Below are 25917 nucleotides of genomic sequence, written 5' to 3'. Positions count from 1 at the left end.
TGCCAGCGCGACACCGGACGCCGGGAGGACGGAGTGAATTGCGACGCGGCCGTATGCGAGATTCGATAGCGGTATGACGCAGCCGGAACTGCCCGGGCCGCTCGCCGCCTTGACCCGGCTCATCTCGGAGCGCATCGCCGCGGCCGATTTCGCCGGGGCGTTGCCGCTGATGGGCGAGCTGGTCGCGGTCTGCAGGCCGATATTGGGGGAGCGGCATCCGAATGTCTTGGACATGGAGCTGGCGCTGGTGCACCTGCAGCTCCAGATGGGAGACCAGGCCGGGGCCTATGCCGCGCTCGAGCAGCTGGTACCCGAACTCCACGAGGTGCTCGGCGGCAACCACATCACCACGTTGACGGCGCGCCACATGTTCGCCGACCGGCCGCAGCCGGAGGGGCGGGCGGCGCTAGCCGAGTGGTCGCAGCTGCTGGCCGACGAAGAACGTGTGCTGGGTGCCGACCATCCCACCGCGCTGACGTCCAGGGATCGGGTGGCGCACCAGCTCAAGGAGCTCGGTGACTACCCGGGCGCCATCGCCGAGGGCGAGCGCGTCCTCGCGGCCCGGCGCGTGGTGCTCGGCGAGCACCACGAGGACACCTTGGGTATGCGGTTGTCGCTGGCGCAGTGGCACGGCGAATCGGTGGACGGCGCGGGCGCCGTGGCTCAGCTCGAGTCGCTGGTCGAGGTGATGCGCGAGAAGCTGGGCCACGACCACCGTCACACGCTGATCGCGCGGCACACCATCGCGCTGTGGGAGTCCGAACCCGAGGACTATGGGGCCAAGGTCGCCACCTGGCAAGCCCTGGCCGACGACGAAGCCCGGGTCTTCGGTGACGACAATCCCGTCACCGTCGCCGCCCAGGAGGAACTGGCGAAATGGCGGGATCGGGTCGAGGGTTACCGGTGGGTGGCCGAGATGCGCGACCGGGTCGAGGAATCCAGCAAGCGTCGCCTGCGGGCCAAACGTCAAGCGACACAACAATTCTCGAATGGCGAATATCTGAGGTGCTGGCTCGCCGAGCGCGGGGCCCAATTCCCGGTCTGGGCAAGTCATTACGGCGGTGACGCCGTGTGGGATTTCTCCCCGGAGTCCCTTGACGCGTTGGAGGAGCTCGTCATTCGGAAGGCCTCGTCACCCGAGCAGCTCCTGGACGAGGAGAGCAATGCGCCGTTCGTCGACGGTGCCGTGTGGTATCTCGGCGAAGTGCTGCGCCGCGGACGGCCCTTGCCGTGGGAATACACCCGTGGCGAAACGGCCGACCCGACCGTCGGACACGTCGACGTGTTCGCGGCGCTCACCAGGGTGCTGCATTCCGTCGATCGCGGCGCACTGCGCCGGACCTACGACCGCTTCACGGCCCCCCGGTAACGGTGCGCGCCGCGGGCCGGCAGCGATACTGGTCGGGTGCCCTTCATCGAATGCGTCGCCTCCCGCGAGGTCTACCGGAGCCAATGGATGGTGCTCCGCGAAGACGACATCCGCCGCCCGGACGGCAGCCCCGGCATTTACGGCGTGGTGGACAAGCCGGACTACGCGCTGGTGATGCCGTTCGACGGGCACCGCTTCCGGCTGGTCGAGCAGTTCCGGTACCCGCTCGGAGCGCGGCGGTGGGAATTCCCGCAAGGCACCGCCCCCGGCTTGGCGGATACCGACCCCTCGGCGTTGGCCGAGCGCGAGCTGCGCGAGGAGACGGGATTGAGCGCGACGTCGTTCGAGGTGCTCGGCAAGCTCGACGTCGCTCCGGGCATGACCAGCCAGCGCGGGTGGGTGTTCCTGGCCACCGGAATCGCCGAGGGGGAACCGGATCTCGAGCACGAGGAACAGGACCTGCGCAGCGCCTGGTTCGACCGCGAGGACGTCGAGCAGATGATCCGTTCCGGGGTGATCGCCGACGCGCAGTCCGTCGCCGCCTACAGCCTGTTCCTGCTCCGGCGACCATGAACGAATGCGGGGACCCGCCCGGGTCCCCGCACCGTGGTGGGTCGTGTCAGGCCGAGGTGACGTACTGCGGGCAGTAGGCCGAAGCCGCGTCCACGGCGAACGTCTTGGAGCCCTTGGTGCTCAGGCCGGTCGCCTGGGCCACGGCGCTGATGACATCCTTGCTCGAGTGGCCCTGGTCGAGGGCGTTGCAGACGGCGTGGGCGTCCTTGATGGCGACCGAGGCGCTCGGCGGGGTGATGCCGTCGGAGGCCAGCTGGGCGAGGAAAGCGTCATCGACCGAGCTCGCGCCCGCGGTGCCCGCGAGCCCGAGCGCGGCCAGGCCCAGGGCGGCGGTGCCGACGACGGTGGCGGTGAAACGGCGAGAAAACATCGGGGTCTCCTTGTGTGCTGGGTGTTCTGGTGGACGCTTGGTGCGTTGATCACAGAATCAGCACGAGGCCTTAACGGCTTCTCAACGAATTCTTGGTGCGCTATCGCCGACAGCGCCGCCGGCGAGGGCGCGTGGATCCGTTGTCAGACGACTTCGGTCACTGCTTCGGTGCGGGGGTCATCGAGGCGATGTAGTAGATCTCGTGCCCGCTCGGGTACCCGCCGCCATTGGTGGCGATATGCACGTGGTCGTAGTGGTTGAGGGTTTCCGAGCCGAGGTCGGCGGTCCAGCTGCCGCCGCCGACGCCGGGGTAGATCTTCTGCCGCCAGATCACGTGATTGATTCCCCACCGCTTCGCATTGGCCAGGGCGTAGCCGGCGATCTGGTTGCCGAGTTCGATGCCCTCGGGGCTGTTGTGGTTGGGGATCATCACGTCGATCGCCAAGCCGTTGGGATGCCACGGCAGGGGATCCTCCCGGTACCCGTAGATGGTCTTGATCTGCGGAAACAGCACGCTGATGGCACGCTCCGCCCAGATCGTCTTGACCTGCAGCCGGTCCTCTGACGCGATGCCATGGGGCAAGGCGACCTGGAACTGCTGGGCCGCGGCGGGCGCGTTTGCGGCCAACATCTCGACTTCCGCGGGAGTGGCAGTATGCGGCCCGCTTGACGGCGCGGCCGCCGTCGCGGCGGGGGCTGCGGCGGCCGCGGCGCTGGGGGTCGCCGCCAGCGCGTTCGGCGCGCAGCAGCGGGGCTTGGTGTCTTGGGCGTAGACCATGCCGGCCGCAAGCGCGAACGAGGCGCCGATGGTCAGCCAGCGCCCCCGGCCGTTGGCAAACACGTTCTTGCCCACGAGCTGCAGCTTAGTGCTGTAAGCGACGCGTGTGGCGGGTTTTCATGTGGTTTCCCGGGCTCGGGCGAATCCGCCCGAAGCAGCCGGCGGTCGGGCCACAATGACACCATGGCCGGACAGTCCTTCGACGACGCCAATGCGTTCCACCGGATGATGCGTCGATTCGCATCCACGAAGGCGGGTTCGGCACTGCTGCGCCCCACGGCACACCACCTCGACCGCCTCGTCACCAGGGTCAGCGGGGGCAGAAGTAGCTTCGCCGGGCTCGCAACCGGCATCCCCGTGGTCATGCTCACCACGACCGGCGCCAAGTCCGGGGAACCCCGCACCGTCGCCGTGTACGGAATCCCGCATCCCGATGGCTTGGCTCTCATCGCGTCCAACTTCGGCGGCGCCAAGCATCCCGCCTGGTATCACAACCTGAAGGCCCACCCGGAGGCGACCGTAACCATTGGCCGCGACACCTGGCATACCACCGCGCGACTCGCCACCCCGGGCGAGCGGGACGAGATCTGGGCGACGGGCCTCAAGCTGTACCCCGGCTGGCGAAAGTACGAAGTGCGGGCCGGTAAGCGCCACATCGAGGCGTTCGTCCTGCCGCGGAGTTGAGGCGGCTGACCCGAAACCCCACCGATAAGCTGGCGACCGACTCAAATCTGTTCGAGGCGAGTCGCATACAACGGTCACCCTCGATTGAAGGACTTCCATGAGCTCGCTGCGCTGCGTGGGATGCGGTGCGGACGGTGAGTAGCCCTCGGCTGCACGTCGCGTTCGTCTGCAGTTTCAACCGCGCTCGATCGGTGATGGCCGCGGCGCTGTTCGCCGAGCAGCTGCGGGAGCGTGGCCTGGAAGACGTGGTGCGGGTCTCCAGTGCGGGCACCCTCGCGTGGGTGGGCGATACGGCCGATGAGCAAGCGTGCTCGGTGCTGTCCGCGAATGGCTATCCCGCGCCGGCGGGCCATCGGGCTGCGCTGGTCGGTCCTGAGCACCTCGCCGCCGATCTGGTGGTGGCGTTGGGCCGCGAACATGTGGAGGTGTTGCGGGCGCGTGGCGTCGACGACGCCCGGCTCAGGTGCGTCGACGTCCGGAACCCGGTCTTTGGCGCTGACTTCGAGCACGCCTTTGCAGCGATCGAGGCCGCGATGCCCGGGCTGCACGACTGGCTGGACGACCGGCTCATCGCACCCGGTTTCGGCCGCCTGGAAACCGCCGTCGGTTTTCGCTTTTGGACGGGAATGGCCGGGGATGTGCTGCGATCCCCGTATTACGGGGAAATGGCCTGGCCGACGAAATGGTCCGCCGCCGAATGCCGCTACAACCCCCAGCATGTGCCGCCGGCGCCGGAGTGCGAGTGCGGATGGTACGCCGATATCGAGGTCGCGGACGTGATCGCGCGGGCGCGCGGGTTCCCGAAGGTGTCGCAGTTGGCCTCGCGAGTGGCGCCGCAACTGAAGGTCACGGATGCGCCGTGGTCGTATCTGGTTGTCGGCAAGGTTGTGCTGCATGACGTGCTGCCGTTCCGGCCACCGCCGACGATGAAGATCAGCCCGCGTGCCGAGTACCGGGCGCGGATGGGTGGCATCGTCGAGCTGGGCCTCCTCGACACCGACGGAGGCCCGGAGGCCATGGCGTTCGGCCAGGAGTTGTCGGACAGGTACGAGGTCGAAGTCCTGGACATCAGCGATCGCGGCGAGCTTGACGAACGTGCCCCCGGCGTCGGCGGGTGAGCATCGCATCGGCTGGTGTGCCTACTTGACCTGGCTGTTGTCGCCCAGGTACGCGTCGGCCCAGGCGCCGATGATGCGCCCCGCCCGGTGCGCCTGCCCGCGGGCGGCGAGAAAGTGATCCGACCCCTCCAGCGAGACGAAGCTGCGGGGATGACGGGCCAAGCGGAAGATCTCGCTCGCGTTCTCGATGCCGACCGTGTTGTCGGTGGGCGAGTGCAGGATGAGCAGCGGCAGGCGCAAACCCTTGATCTTGTCGCGTAGGTGGGCCCGACGCACATCCTCGACGAATGCCCGCTTGAGCGTCAGCGTGCGCCCGCCGACCATCCATTCGGCGCTGCCCTCGGTTAGGCAGCGATCGACGACTGCGTCGTAATGCTTTTCGACGTGGCTCGGGTCGACCGGCGCCGCGACCGTCACCACCGACCGCACTCCCGGCGATTGCCGAGCCGCGGCGAGCACCGCCGCGCCGCCCCAGGAGTGCCCGATCAGGATGTCGGCCGGGGTTCCGCGGTTGGTCATGAATTCGCACGCCTTGGCGATGTCGTCGACTTTGACGGTGAACGACCCGTCGCCCCAGTCGCCCTCGGACCCGCCCAGGCCCAACGCATCGAAGCGCAGCATGCCGATGCCGTCGGCGGCCAGTTGCTTGCAGATCCGCGCGGCGGCGGGCGAGTCCTTACCGAGCGTGAAGCCGTGCGCGAACACGCCCCAGCCCCGCACCGCCCCGTCCGGCATCTCGATGACGCCTGCCAGAGTCGCGCCCGTGGAACCTTGGAACGTCACACGTTCGCCCATGCTGACGATCTAACCCGCCCGGGCCGACGGGTCGTAAGCCGACCTACCTGCGAGAATGTTTGTGCCCCCGGCAGGAACAATAACTGCGGAATTGAGCCACATATTCGCAGTTCAGAGGCATAATGCGGGTGCGCGTGTCGGATCGTTGTCGGATGCCTCAGCTCGGCCGAAACGAAATCCGTTGTGCGACAACTGGTTCCAATCTGATCACCCCGAAGGGGTCGCCGCCGCGTCGGGCCAACGTGGTGGCTGCGCAATACGCTCAATCGCAGCGGGATTCATCTGGGGTCTCTCGATTGATTCGGCCGGCGTACGGTGTACGGACTCCACAGAGACGTAAACCGCTGATGGCCTACACCATGCAAGACGCCGACGCGGCCCAGGCACGAGCCGACGTGGCGTCCGCGTACAAGTCAGCCTCTGCGGGCGACGTCTTGGCTCAGGATCTGGGGCCAGGTCTCGACATCGGCCGGGATGTGCGCCACGGTGAGCGTTGACCGCGGCATCAGTGCGGCAAGCGATTCCGCCGTCGACATCGGATGCGCCGGGTCGCCGACCCAGGCCAGAATCGTCGTCGGCACATCGATTCGTGCGACCGCTTCGCGAGCGGGCAGGTCGCTGAGAGCCGCGCCTCGAAACAGTGACGGCAGCAGCGCGTCGGCCACATCGGGAACTGTTTCGGGCGCGCCGACCGTGGCTGGCGGCGGAGTCGCCCCACGCGCCGACGCGATGAATGCCCCGACTCCCTCGGTTTCGATAATTTCGGCCGCAACCCGGTAGATCGCCGCCTGCGCGGGCCGGGTTTCCCACGCGGTGGCCGGCACCATGAGCGTGAGGCCGGCGAAGCGGTCCGGCTCGCGGGCAGCCGCGTGCAGCAGCGTGCCGGTACCCATGGACGGGCCGACTCCGTGCACCCGTTCGCCGGGAAACCATTTGTCGAGGAGCTGCAGAAGATCCTCGGCAAGGCTTTCCCATCGGTAATCCTCCGGAACCTTGCGCCCAGTCGACTTGCCATGGCCGCGTGCGTCGTACCGCAGCAATCGGGTCCCGCTGAGGCCCCTGCCAAGGTCGAGATTGAGCACCCGGTCACGCGCGCGGCTGGAGGTAAGTCCGTGCAGTTGAACTACCGGATGACCACCTTCGTCGCTCAGTTCAACCGCGAGCTCTGCTCCAGGAACCACGAAAGTGGACATCACGCAACTCTTCTCACGACCGGACGACTCGCTCCGGAGCCGACCGCGCAGACCGAGCATTCAGGCTAACTGGGGCGTTAGGGTACCGCCATGCGGCTGACCAACGTGGCGCACCTGCGGCTACCCTTTGGACGACTCTGGGGCTACGACGTGTCGGTGTCTGACCTCGGCCGGCAACTCCCGGTGTCTTTCGACCAGCGCATACACGTTGGGGCGGGCGCACGACCCGGCTCCTGGATGGCGCTGTCCATTCGGTTGCCGGCGGGAGTCAGCCGCCAATCGTTGGCCGATGCGTGGCTGGCTGTGATCGCCCGCCACGGCACCCTACGAACGGCATTCACACCCGGGGCGGACGGCGATCCGCAGCTGCATGAGATCGATATTTACCCAGGCAAGTGGGTAGAGCATGAGATCACTCCGGGCCAGGCGGTCAACGACGCACTGCGAGTAGTCCTCAATGCGACATGCTCGCCCTATCAGCGGCCCTCACATCGGTTGTGTGTCTTGGAGACTGCCGCCGGATTGACGGTGGTGATCGCTGCCGACCACGCCCACGTGGACATGTGGTCGATGCTGGTGATTGCCCGGGACCTGTTGTCGATGCTCGCCGACGCGCGGATCGGACGTACGTCGTCGCTGCAGCCGCCGCCGGCATTTGTCGTGCACACGCAAGCACTGTTGGACCGTCCCGTGGCACCGGACCGCGTGCGCGCGCGATGGGCACAAATCATCAGCGACAGCGGTGGGGTGATGCCACGGTTTCCGCTGCCGTTGGGTGAGTCCGGGCCGCATCCGGAACGCGTTGAAGTGCGTGACGTGTTCGATGTCGATGACGGCGCCGCGTTCGCCGCGCAGGCACGCGACGACGGTGTCTCGACGCTGGCACTCGCTGTGGTCGCCATGACTGCGGTGACCCGCGAGTTGGCCGGGGCGCCGCTGCGCGCGGTATTCCCCGTGCACAGCCGATTTGAAGACAAATGGCACGACTCCGTGGGCTGGTTCATCACCAATTCGGTCCTGGAGTCGGCGGTTGCCGAGCCGCACGCCGCGGCCGCCGCCGTCAAAGAAGCCGTGCAGCTTGGTTCCTGGCCACTGGCCGACGTACTGGCTCCGTGGGGTGGAATGCCCACCGCGCCGGGCATGTTCGCGATTTCCTGGCTGGACCAAAGCAGACTTCCGGTGCGCATCGACTCGGTCGGGCTTGACGCCCAGTATGTGAGCGCGAGCGTTGACACCGACGGCGTCATGCTCTGGTTCATCCACGACGAGTCCGGGCTACATCTGCGATGCCGCTACCCGGATACCGCGGAGGCACGAACCAACGTGGGGGCGTGGCTGGACCTGTTGGTGGCGCGCCTACAGGCACTGGCGCAGTCCTCGGTTCGAGGACTGCTGCGGGTAGCGGGCCGCACATATCGTGTGCAGCGCGCGACGCGCGAACACGTGGGGGTGATCGCCCAGCTGCTCTCCGACGACGAATTCGGTCAGGATCGCGAAGACGCCGAACTCGAACGCTACGAGGCGGCCTACGACATCGTCGTTCGCAACCGATCCAACTATCTCGGAGTCGTCCTGAACGGTTCCGATATGGTCGTCGCGACTGTGCAATTGACGATCATTCCCGGCCTTTCCCGCGGCGGCGCCACCCGGCTGCAGATCGAGGGATTACGGGTCGCCAAAGCCGAACGCGCACAGGGTCTTGGTACTGCACTCGTCGAGTGGGCACACAACTACGGCCGAGCACACGGGGCACAGCTGGCGCAGGTGACCACGGACGAGGCTCGCGAAAGGGCTCGGGCGTTCTATCGCCGGCTCGGCTACCACGCCGCCCACGTCGGGCTGAAACGCACCATCTGAGTCCGGTTTATGTGCGGTGGACGTTCCAGCGTGCCTGATGGCGATCCCAGCCAAGGCGGTGAGTGTGCGACCGATCCGCTGCACGATGCCCGTCAGTCGTGCGGGACGCGCCGCACCTTTTAAGGGGAGCCGGAGGCCCGGGCGCCCTCGTGTTCCTACGCTGGGTCTCCCATGTCGAACGACCCAGTTCGCGGGCCGGACCCGGCCGCCCCTTCTGTTGCGGGGTCTAGTTCGCTCCAAGTAGAAGCCAGGCACCTACTACCATCCAACGTGGAGTTATGACTTTGCCAAAGGGGTTCGGGTGGCGGAACGGGCTGTGCTGTACGCACGCGAATATGCGCTGGCGCGGGAGGGGCGCCTGATGCCGCGCCGGCTGTCGACTACGAGCGGTGTGGGGTAACGGCTGATCGACACCATGCTGGCGTCGCGCGCGGCCTGCGACACATCACCTCTGACCGATCGGTGAGAAGTTTGCTGCCTGATTTCTTCGCAGAGGATCGCAGCGAGCTTTGGGACGCGCTGCGCAAGCGCGGGCCGGTCGTGTTTATCGAGGACAGCGTGTTTGTGAATGGCTATTGCCTCACCCGCGCCGATGACGTGCTCGCGGCGCTGCGTAACCCGGAAGTGTTTTCGCATAACGCTGTGGATCGGCCGGACCATGCGCGTTGGCGCGCAATCCTGCAGCCGCTATTGAGTTCCGCCGCGGTGAAACAGATGCAACCCGCGTTGCAAGCTCAGGCCGCGGCGATCGTCGAAGCCGTGGCCGCGCAGGGCAGTTGTGAGGTGATCGCCGATGTTGCGGAGCCGTTCGCGGCTCAAGTTCTTCTCACAGTGTTGGGGTTGCCGCCGCAAGACGGGCATAGGTTGCTGCGCTGGGAGAAAGCGCTGTGGGCGATCCAGCGGGCGTCTCTGACCGCGGTCACAGGTGTCCCTTTCGCGGATTTGGTGCAAAAAGTTGAGATGCTCGCCTATTTGGCGGAGGGTTTCGCGCAGCGCCGCGCCAACCCTGATATTGCGGGCGTGATGTCCGGGTTGGTTGCCGGTGACGATGGGTTCGACGATGCTGACGCGTGCGCGGTAGTTGAGATGCTGATCGCTGCGGGCATTACGCCGTTTAGGAGCGCGGTGGGTTTCGTGTTTCGTGACCTTGCCCGGGACCCGCGGCTATGCGCTTCGCTGCGCGAAAACCCCGCAGGAATTGAGGGATTCGTCGAAGACGTGCTGCGCCGCGAGCCGCCGGCCCCGGTGATTATCCGCAGGGCCGCGCAGAACGTCACCGTGGCGGGTGTCGAGATACCGGCAGGTGCCTGGGTCGGGCTGTGCGTAGGGGCGGCCATCCAAGAAGACATGGCGGCCGGCCACGGGTCGCGGGCGGACTACTGGGCGTTCGGCGGGGGCCCGCACCGCTGTGTGGCCGTCAGTCTGGCGAAAACAGCGTTGACCGTGTTGGTCAGCGAATGGTTACGCTCTATCCCCGCCTTCGGATTAGATGCTGAGTCCGTGCCGCCGGTTATCCTCGAGGAGGCGGTCCGGCTGTCGAGTTTGCCGCTGCGCTGGCATTAAGTCAGCCCGCGGACGGGTAATTGCCGTAGACGCCGCGCGCTGGTCGCCGGCGAGCGCCTGGGCGTGCTGCCGGTCAGCTCGGAAGATGATCGCCGCCCGAGCGACAACAGACTGCTTCGCGCCCGCAGGGTTGGAGTCGCTGGCGGTCAAATTTTCACGCCTTGGTTTGCTGACGCCAGGTCTGCGGATCTGAGGGGCACGCCGGGGGCATTCGACACCGAAGTAGGTGGCGCAAAACGGCCATCTAACTGCTGAAACCCTCGGTGCCCCCGGCAGGATTCGAACCTGCGGCCTTCTGCTCCGGAGGCAGACGCTCTATCCCCTGAGCTACGGGGGCGCTACGACGTTGTTGTTGCGCCATTGGGGCTTTGAACAAGCAGGGACAGACTAGCGCATGTCGACAGCCGCGTTGCCACCGCAATGGATTCGAAGCGCGGGCACCTCAGCCAATAGGATGGACGCTCGTGACCCCCGCTGACCTCGCTGAGCTGCTCAGAACCACCGCGTCCGCGGTGCTGGCCGAGCACTCGCTGGATGCTGCCGCCCTACCGGCGACGGTCACCGTGGAGCGGCCCCGCAACCCCGAGCACGGCGACTACGCCAGCAACCTGGCGCTGCAGCTGGGCAAGAAGGTCGGCGCCAACCCTCGGGAGTTGGCCGGCTGGTTGGCCGAGGCGCTGTCACGGGCCGACGGCGTCGCGTCGGCGGAGGTGGCCGGCCCCGGCTTCATCAACCTGCGCCTCGAGGCGTCGGCGCAGGCCAAGATCATCGACGCCGTGATCGACGCCGGCGACACCTTCGGTCACTCCGACGCGCTGGCCGGCCACAAGATCAACCTCGAGTTCGTCTCGGCCAACCCCACCGGACCGATCCACATCGGCGGCACCCGGTGGGCCGCCGTCGGCGATGCGCTCGGCCGGCTGCTGACCACCCAGGGCGCCGACGTCCTGCGCGAGTACTACTTCAACGACCACGGCACCCAGATCGACCGCTTCGCCGGCTCGCTGATCGCCGCCGCCAACGGTGAACCGACGCCCGAGGACGGCTACGCCGGCGCCTACATCAACGACATCGCCGCGCAGGTGCTGCAGAAGGCGCCCGACGCACTGAGCCTGCCCGACGCCGAGATGCACGAGACGTTCCGCGAAATCGGTGTCGACCTGATGTTCACCCACATCAAGGAGTCGTTGCACGAGTTCGGCACCGACTTCGACGTCTACACCCACGAAGACTCGATGCACACCAGCGGCCGCGTCGACCAGGCCATCGCCCGGCTGCGCGACACCGGCAACATCTACGAGAAGGATGGCGCAACCTGGTTGCGCACCAGCGCCTTCGGTGACGACAAGGACCGCGTCGTGATCAAGAGCGACGGCAAGCCGGCCTACATCGCCGGTGACATCGCCTACTACCTGGACAAGCGGCAGCGCGGCTTCGACCTGTGCATCTACATGCTCGGCGCCGATCACCACGGGTATATCGCGCGGCTCAAGGCCGTGGCCGCCGCCTTCGGCGACGACCCGGCGAGGGTCGAGGTGCTCATCGGACAAATGGTCAACCTGGTCCGCGACGGCGCGCCGGTCCGGATGAGCAAGCGGGCCGGAACCGTGATCACGCTCGACGACCTGGTGGAGGCGATCGGGGTGGACGCGGCGCGCTACAGCCTGATCCGTTCCTCGGTCGACACCCCGATCGACATCGATCTGGCCCTGTGGTCCTCGGCGTCGAATGAAAACCCGGTCTACTACGTGCAATACGCGCACGCCCGGCTGTCGGCACTGGCCCGCAACGCCGCCGAACTGGGCCTGATCCCCGACACCGGGCATCTCGAGCTGCTCACCCACGACAAGGAGGGGACGCTGCTGCGCAGCATCGGTGAATTCCCCCGCGTGCTGAAAACGGCTGCCGCCCTGCGTGAACCGCACCGGGTATGCCGCTACCTGGAAGACCTGGCCGGTGACTACCACCGGTTCTACGACTCCTGCCGGGTGCTGCCCCAGGGCGATGAACGGCCCACCGACCTGCACACCGCGCGCCTGGCGCTGTGCCAGGCCACCCGCCAGGTCATCGCCAACGGGCTGACGATCCTCGGTGTCACCGCTCCGGAGCGAATGTGAACGTGCACCCCGCGGGTCCCCGGCACGCCGAAGAAACCCGGCACCCCGATAGCGCGCCGCGACCGCAATCTCCCGACGAGCTGCTGCGGCTGGCGTCGAATGTCTGGCCCCGCAACATCGTTCGCGGCGATACCGGGGTGGTCAGCCTCGCCGGTATCCCGGTGACGCAGCTCGCCCAGGAGTACGGCACACCGTTGTTCGTCGTCGACGAGGACGACTTCCGCTCCCGCTGCCGCGAACTCGCGAAGGCCTTCGGCGGCGGAGCCAACGTGTGCTACGCGGCGAAGGCCTTCCTGTGCAGCGAGGTCGCCCGGTGGGTCGACGAGGAGGGACTGTCGCTGGACGTGTCCACCGGCGGCGAGCTCGCCGTCGCGCTGCACGCCGACTTCCCCCCGGAGCGAATCACCTTCCACGGCAACAACAAGTCGGCCGCGGAACTGACCGCGGCGGTCAAAGCCGGTGTGGGCCGCATCGTCTTGGACTCGATGATCGAAATCGAGCGCCTCGACACGATCGCGGCCGACGCCGGCATCGTTCAGGACGTCTACGTCCGCCTCACGGTCGGGGTCGAGGCGCACACGCACGAGTTCATCTCGACCGCACACGAGGACCAGAAGTTCGGGCTTTCGGTGTCCAGCGGAGCGGCGATGGCCGCGGTGCGCCGGGTGTTCGCCACCGATCATCTGCGCCTGGTGGGGCTGCACAGCCACATCGGCTCCCAGATCTTCGACGTCGACGGCTTCGAGGTCGCCGCGCATCGCGTCATCGGGCTGCTGCACCAGATCGTCGACGAATTCGGGGTGGACAAGACGCGTCAGATCTCGACCGTGGATCTCGGTGGCGGACTCGGGATTTCGTACGTGGGCACCGACGACCCGCCGCCGGTGTCCGAGCTGGCGGCCAAGCTGACGGCGATCGTCGGCAACGAGTCGGCGGCGGTGGGGCTGCCCACCCCGAGGCTGGTGGTCGAGCCCGGGCGCGCGATCGCCGGGCCGGGGACCATCACGCTGTATGAGGTGGGCACCGTCAAGGATGTCGACGTGAGCAGCACGGCGCAGCGCCGCTACGTCAGCGTCGACGGCGGCATGAGCGACAACATCCGCACCGCGCTCTACGACGCGCAGTACGACGCCCGGCTGGTCTCGCGGGCGAGCGACGCACCGGCGACCCTGGCCCGGATCGTCGGAAAGCACTGCGAGAGCGGTGACATCGTGGTGCGCGACGCCTGGGTGCCCGACGACCTGGGGCCCGGTGACCTGCTCGGGATCGCGGCGACCGGGGCGTACTGCTATTCGCTGTCGAGCCGGTACAACATGATCTGCCGGCCGGCCGTGGTGGCGGTGCGGGCGGGCCGGTCCCGCCTGATCCTGCGCCGCGAGACGGTTGACGATCTATTGAGTCTGGAAGTGAGGTGAACGGTGCCCCGTGACGAAAAGCCGGTGGGCGTAGCGGTACTCGGGTTCGGCAACGTCGGAAGCGAAGTCGTCCGAATCATCGAGGACAGCGCTGAGGACCTCGCGGCCCGTATCGGCGCGCCCTTGGTGTTGCGCGGCGTGGGAGTGCGGCGGGTCGCCGCCGACCGCGGCGTTCCGATCGAGCTGCTCACCGACAACATCGAGGAACTCGTCTCCCGCGAAGACGTCGACATCGTCTTGGAGTTGATGGGGCCGGTGGAACCGGCCCGCAAGGCCATCCTGCGCGCGCTCGAGCACGGCAAATCCGTCGTCACGGCGAACAAGGCGCTCCTGGCGACCTCCACCGGTGAACTGGCGCAGGCAGCCGAAAACGCCCACGTCGACCTGTATTTCGAGGCGGCGGTCGCCGGTGCCATCCCGGTCATCCGCCCGCTCACGCAGTCCCTGGCGGGCGACACGGTGCTGCGGGTCGCCGGCATCGTCAACGGCACCACCAACTACATCCTGTCCGCGATGGACAGCACCGGCGCCGACTACCAGACCGCCCTGGCCGAGGCGAGCGCGCTGGGCTACGCCGAGGCCGATCCCACCGCCGACGTCGAGGGCTACGACGCCGCGGCCAAGGCCGCGATCCTGGCATCGATCGCCTTCCACACCCGAGTGACCGCCGACGACGTCTATCGCGAGGGCATCACCAAGATCACGCCCGCCGACTTCGCCTCCGCGCGGGCGCTGGGTTGCACCATCAAGCTGCTGTCCATCTGCGAGCGCATCACGGGCGACGATGGGCAGGAACGGGTCTCGGCGCGCGTCTACCCGGCCCTGGTGCCGCTGTCGCACCCGTTGGCCACGGTCAGCGGGGCGTTCAACGCGGTCGTGGTCGAGGCCAAGGCCGCCGGCCGGCTGATGTTCTACGGCCAGGGCGCCGGGGGCGCGCCCACCGCCTCCGCGGTCACCGGCGACCTGGTGATGGCCGCCCGCAACCGGGTGTTGGGCAGCCGCGGGCCGAAGGAATCCAAGTATGCCCAGCTTCCCATCGCCCCCATGGGTCTGATCTCCACCCGCTACTACGTCAGCATGAACGTCGCCGACAAGCCCGGCGTGTTGTCGACGGTGGCGGCCGAGTTCGCCAAGCGCGAGGTGAGCATCGCCGAGGTCCGCCAGGAGGGCGTGGTTGACGAAGGCGGGCGGCGGGTGGGGGCCCGCGTCGTGGTGGTCACCCACAGCGCCACCGACGCCGCGCTGTCCGAAACCGTCGATGCCCTGGCGGATTTGGATGTCGTGCAGGGCGTCACCAGTGTGCTGCGACTGGAAGAGACGGGCTCATGAGCGTTCCGCGCACCGCCGTGCACCAGCCGTGGCCGGGATTGATCGCGGCCTACCGCGACCGGCTGCCGGTGGGCGACGACTGGACCCCGGTCACCCTGCTCGAGGGCGGTACCCCGCTGATCGCAGCCACCCGCCTCTCGGAAAAGACCGGCTGCACGGTTCATCTCAAGGTCGAGGGCCTCAACCCGACGGGCTCGTTCAAGGACCGGGGCATGACCATGGCGGTCACTGACGCACTGGCGCGCGGCCAGCAGGCCGTGCTGTGCGCCTCGACGGGCAACACCTCGGCGTCGGCGGCCGCGTACGCAGCTCGCGCCGGGATCACCTGTGCGGTGCTCATCCCGCAGGGCAAGATCGCGATGGGCAAGTTGGCGCAGGCCGTCATGCACGGCGCCAAGATCATCCAGATCGACGGCAACTTCGACGACTGCCTGGAACTGGCTCGCAAGATGGCCGCCGACTTCCCGACGATCGCACTGGTCAACTCCGTCAACCCGGTGCGTATCGAGGGCCAGAAAACGGCCGCGTTCGAGATCGTCGACGCGCTGGGCACCGCGCCGGACGTGCACGCCCTCCCGGTGGGCAACGCGGGCAACATCACCGCGTACTGGAAGGGCTACACCGAGTACCACCACGACGGCGTGATCGACAAGTTGCCCCGCATGCTGGGCACTCAGGCGGCCGGTGCGGCGCCACTGGTGCACGGCGCCCCGGTCAAGCATCCCGAAACGATCGCGACCGCCATCCGCATCGGTGCCCCCGCGTCGTGGGCGGCCGCCGTCAACGCGCAGCAGCAGTCCAACGGGCGTTTCCTGGCCGCCACCGACGAAGAGATCCTGGCCGCCTACCACCTGGTGGCCGAGAGCGAAGGCGTCTTCGTCGAGCCGGCGTCGGCGGCCAGCATCGCGGGCCTGCTCAAGGCGGTCGACGACGGTTGGGTGGCGCGCGGGTCGACGGTGGTGTGCACGGTCACCGGCAACGGCCTCAAGGATCCCGACACCGCGCTGAGGGACATGCCAACCGTGTCCGCGCTGCCGGTCGATCCGGTGCTCGTCGTCGAGAAGCTGGGGCTTGCGTAGTGGCGGTCTGTCGGTGAGCGAGCTGCTGCCCGCCGGGCTGGTGGCCAGCGCCGTGGTGTCGGCGTCCAGCGCCAACCTCGGTCCCGGTTTCGACAGCATCGGTCTGGCGTTGAGCCTGAGCGACGAGATCGTCGTGGAGACAACGGATTCCGGCCTGGTCGTGCTCGTCGAGGGGGAGAGCGCCGAGCAGGTACCGCTGGGCCCCGAACACCTGGTGGTGCGCGCCGTCGAATGCGGCCTGCGGGCCATGGGCGTCCGCGCCGCGGGCCTGGTGGTTCGCTGCCGCAACGCCATCCCGCACTCCCGCGGGCTGGGTTCGTCCGCCGCCGCCGTGGTCGGTGGCCTGGCTGCCGCGAATGGCCTTGTGGCACAGGTGGATTCGTCGGAACCGTTGAGCGACGCGCAGCTGATCCAGCTGTCCTCGGAGTTCGAGGGTCATCCCGACAACGCCGCGGCCGCGGTGCTCGGCGGTGCGATCGTGTCCTGGATCGACAACTCCGGCGACCGGCCCCGGTATTCGGCGGTGTCGGTGCGGCTCCACCCCGACATCCACCTGTACTGCGCGATACCCCAGGAGCGCTCCCTGACCGCGGAAACCCGGGTGCTGCTGCCCGCCCACGTCAGCCACGACGACGCCCGGTTCAACGTCAGCCGCGCGGCCTTGCTGGTGGTAGCGCTGACCGACCGCCCGGACCTGCTCATGCCGGCCACCGAGGATGTGCTTCACCAACCGCAGCGCGCGCCGGCGATGCCGGCCTCCGCGGAATATTTGCGGCTGCTTCGGCGTAATAACGTGGCAGCGACACTTTCGGGGGCCGGTCCGGCACTGATCGCGCTGAGCACGGAGCCGGAGTTGCCTGCGGAAGTGGTGGAGTACGGGGCCACGAACGGATTTGCCCTCACTGAGATGACCGCCGGCGAACGAGTTCGCTGGAGCCCGGGAGTCAAAGTCCCCGGTTGATCCACAGCGTGGCCGGAGGGTTTGCTTGCTTCCGACAAGGATGCGGGCTATCCTCGGACCCGTCCAGCAATCGCAGCATCTGCATCTGCATAAATACTGCCTTGCCGCTAGGACAACACCAATTCTTCTCGTGAACGAGGTTCGCCGCCTACTCCGCCGACTGAGGCGATCACCGTTGCAGAGTCGATGATTGGGTGCACTCGGCAAATTTGGCTGAATGCAACGAACCCCCCGAATGACCTGATCAGCGGGGGAAGAAAGGAACTCCGTGACCGATACGGACCTGTTCACGGCTGACGCGAGCGCCGACAGCAATGACGTGCCGAACGCCGTGACCCCAGACACATCCGACGTCAAAACCGATGCCCCGGTTGGCTCTCTGTCAACCATGGTGCTTCCCGAACTGCGCGCGCTGGCTAACCAGGTCGGCGTCAAGGGGACGTCGGGCATGCGCAAGAACGAACTCATCGCCGCCATAAAGGAAATCAGGGGACAATCCAACGGGACATCGGCCCCTGCCGCCCCCGAGGACAGTGGCAAGTCCGACGCCGCCGGCGCTGACGCACCGCCCGCCCAGGACCACCAGAACGGTTCGACGACCGAGGCCCCCCGCCGCGAACGGCGCAGCGCCTCCCGCGAGCCGGGGTCGGCCCGCACCGGCGACGATGCGGATGGCGAGCGGCCACGCAACCGTGAGGGCGCGGCCACCCGCGAGGACGACACCCGCCAGGGCGGCAAACGCGAGAACCGGGGCGACGAGCGCGGCCAGGACGGCGGGAGCGACCAGAGCGGCGACCAGCAGGGCTCGGGCGGCCAGCAATCCCGTGGCGGCTCGAACCAGCAGGACGACGACGGCGAGGGCCGTCAGGGCCGGCGCGGCCGCCGCTTCCGCGACCGCAGGCGGCGCGGTGAGCGCTCCGGCGAGGGCGGCGACACCGAGCTGCGGGAAGACGACGTCGTGCAGCCGGTCGCCGGAATCCTTGACGTCCTCGACAATTACGCGTTCGTCCGCACCTCCGGCTACCTGGCCGGCCCGCACGACGTCTACGTGTCGATGAACATGGTGCGCAAGAACGGCCTGCGCCGCGGTGACGCCGTGACCGGTGCGGTTCGCGTGCCGAAGGACGGCGAACAGCCCAACCAGCGCCAGAAGTTCAATCCGCTGGTCCGCCTGGACAGCGTCAACGGCGGTCCGGTCGAGGACGCGAAGAAGCGCCCGGACTTCAGCAAGCTGACGCCGCTCTACCCCAATCAGCGGCTTCGCCTGGAAACCACACCCGACCGGTTGACCACCCGGGTCATCGACCTGATCATGCCGATCGGTAAGGGCCAGCGCGCCCTGATCGTGTCGCCGCCCAAGGCGGGTAAGACGACGATCCTGCAGGACATCGCCAACGCGATCACCCGGAACAACCCGGAATGCCACCTCATGGTCGTGCTCGTCGATGAGCGGCCCGAGGAGGTCACCGACATGACGCGCTCGGTCAAGGGTGAGGTCATCGCCTCGACCTTCGACCGGCCGCCATCGGACCACACCTCGGTCGCCGAGCTGGCCATCGAACGGGCCAAGCGCCTGGTCGAGCAGGGCAAGGACGTCGTGGTGCTGCTCGACTCGATCACCCGCCTGGGCCGCGCCTACAACAACGCGTCGCCCGCGTCGGGCCGGATCCTGTCCGGTGGTGTCGACTCCACCGCCCTGTACCCGCCGAAGCGGTTCCTGGGTGCCGCCCGAAACATCGAGGAAGGCGGGTCGCTGACGATCATCGCCACCGCGATGGTCGAGACCGGGTCCACCGGTGACACCGTCATCTTCGAGGAGTTCAAGGGCACCGGTAACGCCGAGCTGAAACTGGATCGCAAGATCTCCGAGCGGCGGGTCTTCCCGGCGGTCGACGTGAACCCCTCCGGCACCCGTAAGGACGAGCTGTTGCTGTCGCCGGACGAGTTCGGCATCGTGCACAAGCTGCGCCGGGTGCTGTCGGGTCTGGATTCCCACCAGGCCATCGACCTGCTGATGTCGCAGTTGCGCAAGACGAAGACCAACTACGAGTTCCTGGTGCAGGTCTCCAAGACCACACCGGGATCCATGGACAACGACTGACCGAACCCAGTTCCTCGGCGCGGGGCGTCATCGCGACACTTGAACCACGTACGCCGGGAATGCCGAGGGGCACCCCATTGTTTTGGGAGAGCAATGGTTGACCTGGCATAATCGGTGCTCGACTAGATCGAAGAGGACAGCATGAAAACTGACATTCACCCCGCCTACGGGGAGACCACCGTGCACTGCGGGTGTGGGAACACCTTCACCACCCGCAGCACCAAGCCGGGCGGCAACATCGTCGTCGAGGTGTGCTCGCAGTGCCACCCGTTCTACACCGGCAAGCAGAAGATTCTCGACAGCGGCGGCCGGGTGGCCCGCTTCGAGAAGCGTTACGGCAAGCGCAAAGGCGCCGCGACGGACAACACCGACAAATAGCTGCGTTGCCGACGCCCGAACTGTGCGAGAAAGCACAGGCCGGGCGTCGGTTTGCGTTTGCGGCAACGAGAGCGCGGGGGCTGAACGGGACAGGAGGTGACACGTGACGCAGCCGGTGCAGACGATTGATGTGCTGCTGGCCGAACACGCCGAGCTCGAGCGACGGCTGGCGGATCCCGACTTGCACACCAATCCCGCCGAGGCGCGCAAGGCCGGCCGCCGGTTCGCCCGGCTGGCCCCGATCGTGGCCACCTACCGCAAGCTGGAGTCCGCGCGGGGCGACTTGGAGACCGCGCGTGAGCTGGCCGCCGACGACGAGTCGTTCGCCGACGAGGTCACCGAACTTCAGGCACGGGTCGCCGAATTGGACACCCAACTGACCGACATGCTCGCGCCGCGCGACCCGCATGACCCCGACGACATCGTTCTCGAAGTCAAATCGGGTGAGGGCGGCGAGGAATCGGCGTTGTTCGCCGCGGATCTGGCCAGGATGTACATCCGCTATGCCGAGCGGCACGGCTGGACGGTGACCGTCCTCGACGAAACCACGTCGGACCTCGGCGGTTACAAGGACGCGACGCTGTCCATCGCCAGCAAGGGCGACTCGCCCGACGGGGTGTGGTCCCGGATGAAGTTCGAGGGCGGCGTGCACCGGGTGCAGCGCGTCCCGGTGACGGAATCCCAAGGCCGCGTGCACACTTCGGCGGCCGGCGTCCTGGTCTACCCCGAACCCGAAGAAGTGGGCGAGGTGCAGATCGACGAGTCCGATCTGCGCATCGACGTGTACCGCTCGTCCGGCAAGGGCGGCCAGGGGGTGAACACCACCGACTCCGCGGTGCGGATCACGCACCTGCCCACCGGCATCGTGGTCACCTGCCAGAACGAACGCTCGCAGCTGCAGAACAAGGCGCGCGCGCTACAGGTGCTGGCCGCGCGCTTGCAAGCGCTGGCCGAAGAACAGGCGCTGGCCGACGCGTCGGCCGACCGCGCCAGCCAGATCCGGACCGTGGACCGCAGCGAGCGGATCCGCACCTACAACTTCCCGGAGAACCGGATCACCGATCACCGGATCGGTTTCAAGGCACACAACCTCGATCAGGTACTCGACGGCGACCTCGACGCGATGTTCGACGCGTTGGGCGCCGCCGACAAACAGGCACGGCTGCAACAGGCATGAGTGCCTTGCGGCGCGCGATCGACTCCGCTGCGGCGACGCTCGCCGAAGCGGGGATCGACTCCGCGCGTTGGGATGCCGAGGAGTTGGCCGCGCATGTGGCCGGCACCGAGCGGGGTCGGCTGGGCCTGCTGGGGTCGATCGGCGCCGACTTCCCGGGTCGTTACCGCGACGTCGTGGCCGCGCGTTCCCGACGGGTGCCGCTGCAGCACCTCACCGGCACGGCGGCCTTCGGACCGCTGGCGCTGCACGTCGGCCCCGGCGTCTTCATACCGCGCCCGGAGACCGAAGCCCTGTTCGCGTGGGTCACCGAACAGCGCCTCCCTGCCCGGCCCGTCATCGTCGACCTGTGCACCGGTTCGGGCGCGTTGGCGGTGGCGCTGGCCCACGAGCACCCCGCCGCGCGAATCATCGGCATCGATGACTCCGATGTGGCCCTGGGGTATGCGCGCCGCAACGGTGCGGGCACCGGCGTCGAATTCGTCCACGCCGACGTCACCGAGGCCACGCTGCTGCCCGAGCTCGACGGCGCTGTCGACGCGGTGGTGGCCAACCCGCCCTATGTGCCCGATGTCGCCGTTGTGGAACCTGAAGTCGCTCAACACGATCCACACCACGCCGTGTTCGGCGGGCCGGACGGGCTGGCGGTGATCGCGCCCATCGTCCGGCTGGCCGGACGCTGGCTTCGTCCGGGCGGCATCTTCGCCGTCGAGCATGACGACACCACGCCGTCGGAAACCGCCGAATTGGTCTGCAAGACCGGGCTTTTCGAAGACGTCCAGGCCCGCCACGACCTGGCCGGCCGGCCGAGATTCGTCACCGCCCGCAGGAGCGGCGCGGATGGCTGAAGTCTTCGACTGCGCCGATCCCGGCCAGCGTTCGCGTGGAATCGCCTCGGCGGCCGGGGCCCTCAAGGGCGGCCGACTGGTCGTCATGCCGACGGACACCGTCTACGGCATCGGCGCCGACGCCTTCAACAGCGCCGCGGTGGCCGCGCTGCTGTCGGCGAAGGGGCGAGGCCGGGACATGCCGGTCGGTGTGCTGGTCGGCTCCTGGCACACCATCGAGGGCCTGGTCTACACGATGCCGGGCGGGGCCCGCGACCTGATCCGCGCGTTCTGGCCGGGCGCGCTGAGCCTGGTGGTGACGCAGGCGCCGTCGCTGCAATGGGACCTCGGCGACGCCCGCGGCACCGTGATGCTGCGGATGCCGCTGCACCCGGTCGCGATCGAGCTGTTGCGTGAAGTGGGGCCCATGGCGGTGTCCAGCGCGAACGTCTCCGGCCGCCCGCCCGCGGTGGATGCCGGCGAGGCCCGAAATCAGCTCGGTGATCTCGTCGATGTCTACCTCGACGCGGGGACGGCCGAGCAGCAGGCCGCCTCCACGATCGTCGACCTGACCGGCCCGGCCCCGCGCATCCTGCGGCCCGGCCCGGTCAGCGCCGACCGGATCGCGGAGGTCCTCGGCGTGGATCCCGAAAGCCTGACCGCCCAGGCCTAACCAGAGCGGTTCCCCCGTTGCCAGGTTGGTGCAGTACGGTCTCGACGTGTCCAGCGACCCGGCCGGCGGTCTAGCCAACCTTGCCAGCGGTTTGCTCGCGCTGGCTGACCGTGGTGCCGGTGTCCCGCTGCGCGAGCTTGCGCTCGTGGGATTGACCGCGGCGATCATCACCTACTTCGCGACCGGTCCCGTGCGGGTGCTCGCCACCCGGCTGGGCGCGGTCGCCTATCCACGGGAACGCGACGTACACGTGAACCCGACGCCGCGCATGGGCGGATTGGCGATGTTTCTCGGCGTCGTCTCGGCGGTATTCCTGGCCTCCCAACTGCCCGCGCTCACCCGGGGATTCGTCTACTCGACGGGCATGCCTGCGGTGCTGGTGGCCGGCGCAGTCATCATGGGCATCGGCCTCATCGACGACCGGTGGGGGCTCGACGCCCTGACGAAGTTTGCGGGGCAGATCACCGCGGCCAGCGTGCTGGTCACCATGGGCGTCGCGTGGAGCGTCCTCTACATCCCGATCGGCGGTGTCGGCACCATCGTGCTGGACCAGGCCTCGTCGATCCTGCTCACGCTGGCGCTGACGGTGTCCATTGTCAACGCGATGAACTTCGTCGACGGGCTCGACGGACTGGCGGCCGGGCTTGGGCTGATCACCGCGCTGGCGATCTGCATGTTCTCGGTCGGGCTGCTGCGCGATCACGGCGGCGATGTTCTCTTCTATCCGCCTGCCGTGATCTCCGTGGTGCTCGCGGGGGCGTGTCTGGGCTTCCTGCCGCACAACTTCCATCGCGCCAAGATCTTCATGGGTGATTCCGGCTCGATGCTGATCGGCCTCATGCTCGCCGCCGCCTCGACCACCGCCGCGGGGCCCGTCTCGCAAAACGCCTACGGTGCGCGGGACGTGTTCGCCCTGCTGTCGCCGTTCCTTCTGGTGGTGGCGGTCATGTTCGTGCCGATGCTCGATTTGCTGCTGGCGATCGTGCGCCGCACCCGCGCGGGCCGCAGCGCCTTCAGCCCCGACAAGATGCATCTGCACCACCGGTTGCTGCAGATCGGTCATTCCCACCGCCGGGTGGTGTTGCTGATCTATCTCTGGGTGGGCATCGTCGCGTTCGGTGCGGCCAGCACGATCTTCTTCAACCCTCGTCACACCGCGGCGGTGATGCTGGGGGCCATAGTGGTCGCCGGGATCGCGACGGCGATCCCGCTCATGCGCCGGCGCGACGACTACGAGGACGAGGACTACGACAGCTAGTAGTAGTGGTGCTTCGCCATGTGGTACGGTGCAGGTAGAGCCCCAAAAAGCCGCACAAATTGCCGGTCCATCGGACGCAGATCCGAGTGGGTCGGCGGAGGACTCGCGTCGGGAGATACCCCTTGGGCGATTCCACTGTGACGTGCGATACGCTCGGCGGGCCACCGATCAGTCGGTCGGGGGACTCCCGCTCCACCAACTTGGGATTGAGGTGCTGCAGTGACGACACCAGCGCAGGACGCGCCGTTGGTGTTTCCCTCTGTTGCGTTCCGCCCGGTCCGCCTGTTCGTCCTCAGCATCGCGATTACCGCCGTCGCAATCGTCACCGCCGGCTTGACCGGTCATCCGATGGTCGGGGTGTTCTTCGGCGTCGGGTTGCTGCTTGGTTTGCTCAACGCCCTTTTGGTGCGTCGTTCGGTCGCGTCGATCACCGCGAAAGAGCATCCACTGAAAAGCACGATGGCGCTGAACTCGGCCACCCGCCTGGCCATCATCACCGTCGTCGGGCTGATCATCGCCTACATCTTCCGGCCCGCCGGCCTGGGCGTCGTGTTCGGATTGGCGCTCTTCCAGATCGTGTTGGTGGCGTCGACGGCGCTTCCGGTGTGGAAGAAGTTGCGCGCCGGCGGCGGCGTGATAGCGGGATCGGACGGAACGGAAGGAAGAAGCAGCAGCGATGACTGAGACGACGTTCCTGGCCGCCGCGATCGAGGTTGGAGAACACCACCAGGCCAAATGGCTGGGGCTGACCGTGAACACCGACACCATCCTGTCGACCGGGATCGCCGCGGTGATCGTGCTCGCACTGGCGTTCTTCCTGCGCGCGAAAATCACGTCGACCGGCGTTCCCAGTGGCGTCCAGTTGTTCTGGGAGGCCATCACCGTCCAGATGCGCGATCAGATCGAGGCCGCGGTCGGCATGCGGATCGCGCCGTTCGTGTTGCCGTTGGCCGTCACCATTTTCGTGTTCATCCTGATCTCCAACTGGCTGTCGGTGCTTCCGCTGCAATACACCGACAAGTCCGGGCACACCACCGAGCTGCTGAAGTCGGCGGCCGCCGACATCAACTACGTCCTGGCGCTGGCCCTCTTCGTGTTCGTCTGCTACCACGTGGCCGGCATCTGGCGCCGAGGCATCGTCGGCCACCCGCTCGCCGTGCTCAAAGGTCACGTGGCGTTCCTGGCGCCGATCAACCTCGTCGAAGAACTCGCCAAGCCGATCTCGTTGTCGCTCCGACTTTTCGGCAACATCTTCGCCGGCGGCATCCTGGTCGCGTTGATCGCGCTCTTCCCGCCGTACATCATGTGGGCACCCAACGCCATCTGGAAGGCTTTCGACCTGTTCGTCGGGGCGATCCAGGCGTTCATCTTCTCAATCTTGACCATCCTCTACTTCAGCCAAGCCATGGAGATCGAGGAACATCATGACTGAGACCGCGATGAATTGTTTTGTCCCACGCACCATTACAGAGGCCTGGTAGACCGCTACCAGCTATCAAGGAGGATAAGAATGGCTCTGGACCCCCAAGTCGCTGCCGCTGCACTCATCGGCGGTGGACTCATCATGGGCGGCGGCGCGATCGGCGCCGGTATCGGTGACGGTATCGCCGGTAACGCGCTGGTCTCCGGCATCGCCCGCCAGCCCGAGGCGCAAGGCCGGCTGTTCACGCCGTTCTTCATCACCGTCGGTCTGGTCGAGGCGGCCTACTTCATCAACCTGGCGTTCATGGCGCTGTTCGTCTTCGCCACACCCGTCGGCACCTAACGCGCCGTGATGGGTGACGCGAGCCTGAGCGTTCTGGCATCCAGCCAGGTGGTAGCCGAGGGAGGCAACAACTTCCTCGTTCCGAACGGCACTTTCTTCTTCGTGCTGGCGATCTTCCTGATCGTGCTGGCCGTCATCGGCACGTTCGTCGTGCCGCCCGTCATGCGGGTGCTGCGTGAGCGTGACGCCATGGTCGCCAAGACAGTCGCCGACAACAAGAAGGCGGGCGAACAGTTCGACGCCGCCAAGGCCGACTACGAAGAAGCCCTGACGGAAGCGCGGGTTCAGGCGTCGTCGTTGCGCGACAATGCCCGCGCCGAGGGCCGTAAGCTGATCGAAGACGCGCGCGCCCGTGCCGAGCAACAGGTGATGTCGACGTTGCAAATGGCCTCCGAGCAATTGAAGCGGGAGAGAGACGCCGTGGAACTGGATCTGCGCGCCAACGTGGCGGCCATGTCGGCGACGCTGGCCAGCCGGATCCTCGGTGTCGACGTGGCCCCGGCCACCTCCGCCACCGGGAAGTCTGGACGGTAATCGCGT

Annotated in this window: 25 protein-coding genes and 1 tRNA gene; 21 read left to right on the top strand and 5 right to left on the bottom strand. The window is 67.4% G+C overall.

Translation table 11 applies throughout. From position 1 onward, the window contains the following. Window positions 1-73 precede the first annotated feature (73 nt). Both G6N37_RS26230 and G6N37_RS12350 read left to right on the top strand, forming a co-directional pair. Window positions 74-1369, top strand: coding sequence for a tetratricopeptide repeat protein (locus tag G6N37_RS26230; RefSeq protein ID WP_232075447.1), 1296 nt, complete (start codon window positions 74-76; stop codon window positions 1367-1369). 87 nt (window positions 1370-1456) lie between these two features. Further along, on the top strand, window positions 1457-1942 hold the full coding sequence (locus tag G6N37_RS12350) for an NUDIX domain-containing protein (protein ID WP_232075529.1): 486 nt from the start codon (window positions 1457-1459) through the stop codon (window positions 1940-1942). A 46-nt stretch (window positions 1943-1988) separates the two neighbouring features. Here G6N37_RS12350 and G6N37_RS12345 read toward each other — a convergent pair whose 3' ends face one another. Together G6N37_RS12345 and G6N37_RS12340 are read right to left on the bottom strand one after the other, a co-directional pair. Then, window positions 1989-2312: a DUF732 domain-containing protein gene (locus G6N37_RS12345; RefSeq protein ID WP_163680572.1), complete on the bottom strand. Its 324-nt coding sequence runs from the start codon at window positions 2310-2312 to the stop codon at window positions 1989-1991. 157 nt (window positions 2313-2469) lie between these two features. After that, window positions 2470-3165 carry a glycoside hydrolase gene (locus tag G6N37_RS12340; protein ID WP_232075444.1) on the bottom strand — a complete coding sequence of 232 codons (696 nt, stop codon included), beginning with the start codon at window positions 3163-3165 and terminating at the stop codon, window positions 2470-2472. Window positions 3166-3273: 108 nt separating this feature from the next. On the opposite strand from G6N37_RS12340, the gene G6N37_RS12335 reads away from it, so the two are divergent. Together G6N37_RS12335 and G6N37_RS26620 are read left to right on the top strand one after the other, a co-directional pair. After that, complete coding sequence (locus G6N37_RS12335; RefSeq protein ID WP_163680568.1) at window positions 3274-3774, top strand: nitroreductase family deazaflavin-dependent oxidoreductase; 501 nt, start codon at window positions 3274-3276, stop codon at window positions 3772-3774. Between the two features lie 134 nt (window positions 3775-3908). Beyond that, a complete protein-coding gene (locus G6N37_RS26620; protein WP_163680566.1) occupies window positions 3909-4892 on the top strand; it encodes an arsenate reductase/protein-tyrosine-phosphatase family protein in 984 nt (327 codons plus the stop codon). Between the two features lie 21 nt (window positions 4893-4913). Here G6N37_RS26620 and G6N37_RS12325 read toward each other — a convergent pair whose 3' ends face one another. Beyond that, window positions 4914-5687, bottom strand: a complete 774-nt coding sequence (locus G6N37_RS12325) for an alpha/beta hydrolase family protein (RefSeq protein ID WP_083170144.1) — start codon at window positions 5685-5687, stop codon at window positions 4914-4916. Window positions 5688-6100: 413 nt separating this feature from the next. Then, the gene (locus G6N37_RS12320; protein ID WP_163680563.1) at window positions 6101-6880 is read right to left on the bottom strand and encodes an alpha/beta fold hydrolase; all 780 of its coding nucleotides are present in this window, start codon (window positions 6878-6880) and stop codon (window positions 6101-6103) included. Window positions 6881-6970: 90 nt separating this feature from the next. Between G6N37_RS12320 and G6N37_RS12315 the strand changes: the two genes are divergently transcribed. Both G6N37_RS12315 and G6N37_RS12310 read left to right on the top strand, forming a co-directional pair. Beyond that, window positions 6971-8737, top strand: a complete 1767-nt coding sequence (locus G6N37_RS12315) for a GNAT family N-acetyltransferase (RefSeq protein WP_163680560.1) — start codon at window positions 6971-6973, stop codon at window positions 8735-8737. 471 nt (window positions 8738-9208) lie between these two features. Next, on the top strand, window positions 9209-10300 hold the full coding sequence (locus tag G6N37_RS12310) for a cytochrome P450 (protein ID WP_163680556.1): 1092 nt from the start codon (window positions 9209-9211) through the stop codon (window positions 10298-10300). Window positions 10301-10564: 264 nt separating this feature from the next. Here G6N37_RS12310 and G6N37_RS12305 read toward each other — a convergent pair. Further along, window positions 10565-10637, bottom strand: a tRNA-Arg gene (locus G6N37_RS12305). 127 nt (window positions 10638-10764) lie between these two features. Here G6N37_RS12305 and argS point away from each other — a divergent pair. From argS to G6N37_RS12230, 15 genes are all read left to right on the top strand, one after another. Beyond that, window positions 10765-12417 (top strand): arginine--tRNA ligase, encoded by a 1653-nt coding sequence (argS, locus tag G6N37_RS12300; RefSeq protein ID WP_163680553.1) that lies wholly within the window; start codon window positions 10765-10767, stop codon window positions 12415-12417. Next, window positions 12414-13832 (top strand): diaminopimelate decarboxylase, encoded by a 1419-nt coding sequence (lysA, locus tag G6N37_RS12295; RefSeq protein WP_163680550.1) that lies wholly within the window; start codon window positions 12414-12416, stop codon window positions 13830-13832. Before argS ends, lysA begins: the two co-directional genes overlap by 4 nt. A 3-nt stretch (window positions 13833-13835) precedes the next feature. Next, window positions 13836-15161, top strand: coding sequence for a homoserine dehydrogenase (locus G6N37_RS12290; protein ID WP_163680548.1), 1326 nt, complete (start codon window positions 13836-13838; stop codon window positions 15159-15161). After that, complete coding sequence (gene thrC / locus G6N37_RS12285; RefSeq protein WP_163680545.1) at window positions 15158-16240, top strand: threonine synthase; 1083 nt, start codon at window positions 15158-15160, stop codon at window positions 16238-16240. Before G6N37_RS12290 ends, thrC begins: the two co-directional genes overlap by 4 nt. 22 nt (window positions 16241-16262) lie before the next feature. Further along, window positions 16263-17201, top strand: a complete 939-nt coding sequence (gene thrB, locus G6N37_RS12280) for a homoserine kinase (protein ID WP_163684954.1) — start codon at window positions 16263-16265, stop codon at window positions 17199-17201. Window positions 17202-17469: 268 nt separating this feature from the next. After that, entirely contained in the window at window positions 17470-19302 is a 1833-nt protein-coding gene (gene rho, locus G6N37_RS12275; RefSeq protein WP_163680542.1) for a transcription termination factor Rho, read from the top strand. A 141-nt stretch (window positions 19303-19443) separates the two neighbouring features. Then, window positions 19444-19680 (top strand): 50S ribosomal protein L31, encoded by a 237-nt coding sequence (gene rpmE / locus G6N37_RS12270; RefSeq protein WP_163680539.1) that lies wholly within the window; start codon window positions 19444-19446, stop codon window positions 19678-19680. A gap of 103 nt (window positions 19681-19783) precedes the next feature. Beyond that, the gene (prfA, locus tag G6N37_RS12265; protein ID WP_163680534.1) at window positions 19784-20857 is read left to right on the top strand and encodes a peptide chain release factor 1; all 1074 of its coding nucleotides are present in this window, start codon (window positions 19784-19786) and stop codon (window positions 20855-20857) included. Beyond that, window positions 20854-21702: a peptide chain release factor N(5)-glutamine methyltransferase gene (prmC, locus tag G6N37_RS12260; protein ID WP_163680532.1), complete on the top strand. Its 849-nt coding sequence runs from the start codon at window positions 20854-20856 to the stop codon at window positions 21700-21702. Before prfA ends, prmC begins: the two co-directional genes overlap by 4 nt. Then, entirely contained in the window at window positions 21695-22354 is a 660-nt protein-coding gene (locus G6N37_RS12255; RefSeq protein WP_163680529.1) for an L-threonylcarbamoyladenylate synthase, read from the top strand. Before prmC ends, G6N37_RS12255 begins: the two co-directional genes overlap by 8 nt. Window positions 22355-22382: 28 nt before the next feature. Further along, window positions 22383-23612 (top strand): glycosyltransferase family 4 protein, encoded by a 1230-nt coding sequence (locus G6N37_RS12250; protein WP_163684953.1) that lies wholly within the window; start codon window positions 22383-22385, stop codon window positions 23610-23612. A 219-nt stretch (window positions 23613-23831) separates the two neighbouring features. Further along, window positions 23832-24296, top strand: a complete 465-nt coding sequence (locus G6N37_RS12245) for an ATP synthase subunit I (protein WP_163680526.1) — start codon at window positions 23832-23834, stop codon at window positions 24294-24296. After that, window positions 24289-25044: a F0F1 ATP synthase subunit A gene (gene atpB, locus G6N37_RS12240; RefSeq protein ID WP_163680523.1), complete on the top strand. Its 756-nt coding sequence runs from the start codon at window positions 24289-24291 to the stop codon at window positions 25042-25044. Before G6N37_RS12245 ends, atpB begins: the two co-directional genes overlap by 8 nt. Window positions 25045-25128: 84 nt before the next feature. Next, complete coding sequence (locus tag G6N37_RS12235; RefSeq protein WP_024636915.1) at window positions 25129-25377, top strand: F0F1 ATP synthase subunit C; 249 nt, start codon at window positions 25129-25131, stop codon at window positions 25375-25377. Window positions 25378-25386: 9 nt separating this feature from the next. After that, a complete protein-coding gene (locus G6N37_RS12230; RefSeq protein ID WP_163680521.1) occupies window positions 25387-25911 on the top strand; it encodes a F0F1 ATP synthase subunit B in 525 nt (174 codons plus the stop codon). Window positions 25912-25917 lie beyond the last annotated feature (6 nt).

The sequence above is a fragment of the Mycobacterium seoulense genome (assembly GCF_010731595.1).
Classification (GTDB): domain Bacteria; phylum Actinomycetota; class Actinomycetes; order Mycobacteriales; family Mycobacteriaceae; genus Mycobacterium; species Mycobacterium seoulense.
This window is presented reverse-complemented; position numbering and strand designations above follow the sequence as displayed.